At 45.1% G+C, this 3,880-nt stretch carries 4 protein-coding genes; all 4 read right to left on the reverse strand.

The genetic code is table 11. The features are described 5' to 3' along the window. Nucleotides 1-196: 196 nt before the first annotated feature. Nucleotides 197-1,873 carry a VanW family protein gene (locus ACH2DQ_RS05290; RefSeq protein WP_394913836.1) on the reverse strand — a complete coding sequence of 559 codons (1,677 nt, stop codon included), beginning with the start codon at nucleotides 1,871-1,873 and terminating at the stop codon, nucleotides 197-199. A gap of 129 nt (nucleotides 1,874-2,002) precedes the next feature. Then, the gene (locus ACH2DQ_RS05295; RefSeq protein WP_395025849.1) at nucleotides 2,003-2,689 is read right to left on the reverse strand and encodes a PolC-type DNA polymerase III; all 687 of its coding nucleotides are present in this window, start codon (nucleotides 2,687-2,689) and stop codon (nucleotides 2,003-2,005) included. An 82-nt stretch (nucleotides 2,690-2,771) separates the two neighbouring features. After that, complete coding sequence (gene nth / locus ACH2DQ_RS05300) at nucleotides 2,772-3,425, reverse strand: endonuclease III (RefSeq protein WP_394913834.1); 654 nt, start codon at nucleotides 3,423-3,425, stop codon at nucleotides 2,772-2,774. Between the two features lie 2 nt (nucleotides 3,426-3,427). After that, nucleotides 3,428-3,880: DUF4080 domain-containing protein (locus ACH2DQ_RS05305; RefSeq protein WP_395025852.1), on the reverse strand; the 453-nt coding region annotated here is incomplete at its 5' end.

Genomic DNA, 3,880 nt, shown 5'->3' on the forward strand with positions numbered 1-3,880 from the left:
CCATCTTTTCGTACACTACCTGTCTTATACAAAGCGTCCTTACTCAGCAAAACCCAAATAGTGTTTTATAACAAAATCGGCAGCTACAAACAAGTAGCCGCCGATTTTGTCTTACTATATTTACGATACTATTGCATTTATCATATCACATCTACTGCTTCACATATCCCGTATACAATCCTGCCCAATCATCACCTTACGGTGTCTGCTCTCCGGCATTTGCTGTATTCGGGTCCGTTGGTGCCTCGATTGGCGGCTGACCGGTCGGCTCAGTCTGGGGTGCATCTGTTGCCGGGGGCTGGTTCGGATCCGCAGGTGGTGTCTGCGGGTCGGAAGGAGTCTGGTTTGGCTCTGTCTGCGGCGCATCCGTTGTCGGGGGCTGATTCGGGTCCGTTGGTGGTGTCTGAGCATCAGTAGATGGCTGAGTCTGCGGCGTAGCTGCCCCACCGCTGATTGCTGCCTGTACCGCATTTAAATCATTGGCGGCAATCGCATTGCTGATCGCTGCTGCCTGATTGGGATCTGCCGTAGCGGTACCGACTTCATAACCTACCGGTGCTGCCTGATAGTAACTGGTGTTAATCTGTGTCTTTGTAGTTTCTCCATTTTCGGTAACATATTTCCAAAGTCTTGCTTCCTTACCTGTCAGGGCACTCTGGGTCTGCTGCAGGTACCCAACATTCTGGTTTGGATTGGCATACAGTGCAACCCCTTCTGCACTAAAGGTCTTCAAAGTCTCGCTTACATATTCAACCACCCGGTCTGCAGGTCTTGTCTCGTGCCCGTAAATGGTGAAGGTCAATTCTCCGCCATATGCAGAACCTGCAAGGTAGATAGGTGCATCCGTATTATTCACAAATACAAGATCCATCAAGCCTTCTGCGATAGCAGCATCCATGGACGGCTCTACATAAGTTACGATCATGGTATGGTTCGATCTCTCGGTCACATCCAGTTCCGCAAGGAGCAATGCGTTATATAAGGTGGTGGATACCTGGCAGATGCCTCCGCCGTAGCTGTCTACTACCCTGCCGCTTTCATAAGAAGGCGCCATTTCATATCCATTTTCAGCATTAAACGGAACCACTGCATCCGTTACGGAGAAGCTTTCTCCCGGATAAAGAAGATGACCGTTCAGAAGCTCTGCACCTCTTTCTACGTTTTGATTTCTGCCTGAGGTAGACCCATAGTATGTAGTATAAGTTCCCAGCACATCTTCTACCTTTGACAATTCTTCATCTGAAAATTTAGGCTTATCCTGATTCACAGAAAGCGTAACCGTTCCCGATTCTCCTTTAAATTCGCTATTCATGTAATTGGTAATCGCATATACCGAATCTTCAACATTAATCTTCTGTCCAATGACACCCGGCACCACTTCGAACTCACCGTTTTCTCTGGTCAGGCTGCCTTCCTGCGCTTCTTTTTCAAATGCCTTGCATTTCGTCTCCACATAATTACGGGCTGTAGCTGCATCCGCTTTATATTCCAGTTCAAACTTTGCAGGCTCGTGCTGCAAATCTTTATTTTCTTTATAACGTTTAATCAGATTGCCGGCTTTTCCAAGTTCTAATGCCTGTTCCACCACATCTGTATTCGCCCATTTGGCTCCCAGCTCCCCTGCTGTCGCCGTTGCTGTATCTGTGCCTACCTGAAGCGTAATAGAAGCCGATTCCATTTTTGATACTTCTCCTTTTACCGCTTCTTCAGCCTGTTCCTTTGTCATTCCGGATACGTCAACACTGCCAATATACACGCCTTTGTTAATCGTTCCGTCGGACTGTTCTGCATTGGCGGACAGGATACTACCCCCTGCTGCCAATACTGCTGTCAGAACTACAGCCGGCAAAACCACCTTATTCCACTTATTCATCTTCATTTCCCCTTCTTAAATAAATAATTCCAATACCATAGGTACCACCATAGCCAATACAATGACTACAATAATAGTAGCTGCAATAATACGCTTTGTCTTATTGTTATGAAAATTCATCATAGGAAATCACCTCTTAATCCTTCCATATTCTAGTATTATTTTATCTATCAATCTCGAGGCGTCATTTCTGGTCATACTCTCGATTGTGACATCCAGTTCTATTCTATGATATTTTACCAAATCTATCAAGTAAACTTTTTGAGAATTTGTAATGGGACTCTGTTTTTTTACCTGAAATATCAGTTCCCTGGGGATAAATGCTCTTGGGATCGCCCTGGCATACTCATTAGCCAGCAGTTTATACAGCTCACTTGATGAAATTGCGTCATCCAGCGCACGGTGGTGCCGCTCCTGCCCGATCCCAAAATGGCAGCACAGAGATGTCAGGCTTTTGCTGGGCACATCATCCAGGCACTGTCTTGCAATCTTCAGGGTATCAATACCCTTCTTTTCAAAGGACAACTTATAATTTACCGCCTGGCGCTTGACAAAACTGTAATCGAATATTACATTGTGCCCAAGCAGGGGCAGCCCCTCACAGAATTCCACCAGTGTTCTCACTGCCGTCTCCGTACACTCTGCATTTTCCATCATAGAATCATCGATTCCTGTTAATGCCTTCACTTTCTCTGGAATACGCATCTGGCAGTCCACGAAAGTCTCATATGTATCCGTAATTTCCCCACCTATTACCTTTACCGCACCGATTTCCAGAATTCTGTCCCGGTTGGGATCCAATCCGGTAGTTTTCACTCATCTAATCCTCCTGCGATCCGGAGCATATAATACTATGCTCCGGACGCTGTACATTTCCATCTATATTTCTTCTATGTTTTTACTTCTTCGATTTCTTCTTCTTATTTTTTTCCTTGTATTCCAGGCAATAATCCGTCAGGAAGCACTCCTCACATTTTGGTCCTCTTGCAAAGCAGATCTGCCTTCCAAATGTAATAATCTGTATATTATAGAGAATCCAGTGATCCTTTGGCAGTACTTTCATCAATTCAAACTCTACCTTTTCCGGATCATCTTCTTTGGTAAGCCCCAGCCTTTTGGAGATTCGCTTAACATGGGTATCCACTACGATGCTTGGCTGGTTAAAGATATTCCCCCGGATTACATTCGCTGTTTTCCTACCCACCCCCGCCAGCGCTGTGAGGTCTTCCAGGGAATCCGGCACCTCGCCATTGTATTTTTCCATAAGTGTATTGGTACAGGAAATTATATTCTTGGCCTTGTTATGGTAAAATCCCGTTGGCTTAATATCCTGTTCCAGTTCTTTTAAGTCCGCATTTGCAAACTTTTCCACAGTATCATATTTTTTAAACAGATCTTTGGTCACAATATTCACTCTGGCATCCGTACACTGGGCACTTAACATCGTTGCAATCAACAGCTGCCACGGTGTTTCATGATCCAGATAACATTTGTATTCTCTTGTATATACTTCATCCAGTTTATCCAGAATCGCTTTTGTTCTTTTCGTCATTCTTAACCCTCCTGCGTACCGCACATGAATTCAATTACGGAAACAGCTGCATCATCACTCAGCGGATTCCTGCTGCGATAATCAAATACCACACCGCAGCACCCCTCCTGCAGCTGATCCAGCACCCGATGATGAAACACTTCAAAATGCGTCATCTTCGACAGCTGTTTGTAATTGTAACCCTCATATCCTTTTAAATAAGCAGGATTCCCGGCTTCCTTTTTATAAAAATCGTAAATGCGCTCTTTATAATCTGCCTGGTCAGGCGCCCAGACCGGCCTGCTTTTGCTATTTTCCCGCAGATAAAGATCCAGTATCAGTAATTCATCATAGATCCCGGCGTTTTTTTCATCCTGTTCTCTGGCAAAATTCCGCAGATGTTCCATTCTGGACATGCGGGAATGCTTCTGGCCGCCCAGCCCATTCCGTTCATAGAAGTCAGCAAGCTGTTCATA

Source organism: Robinsoniella sp. (assembly GCF_034124845.1).

What these genes read in the sequence shown, in the direction of transcription:
- ACH2DQ_RS05290 (WP_394913836.1), bottom strand. Translation starts at nt 1,873, where the DNA reads ATGAATAAGTGGAATAAGGTGGTTTTGCCGGCTGTAGTTCTGACAGCA.
- nth (WP_394913834.1), bottom strand. Translation starts at nt 3,425, where the DNA reads ATGACGAAAAGAACAAAAGCGATTCTGGATAAACTGGATGAAGTATAT.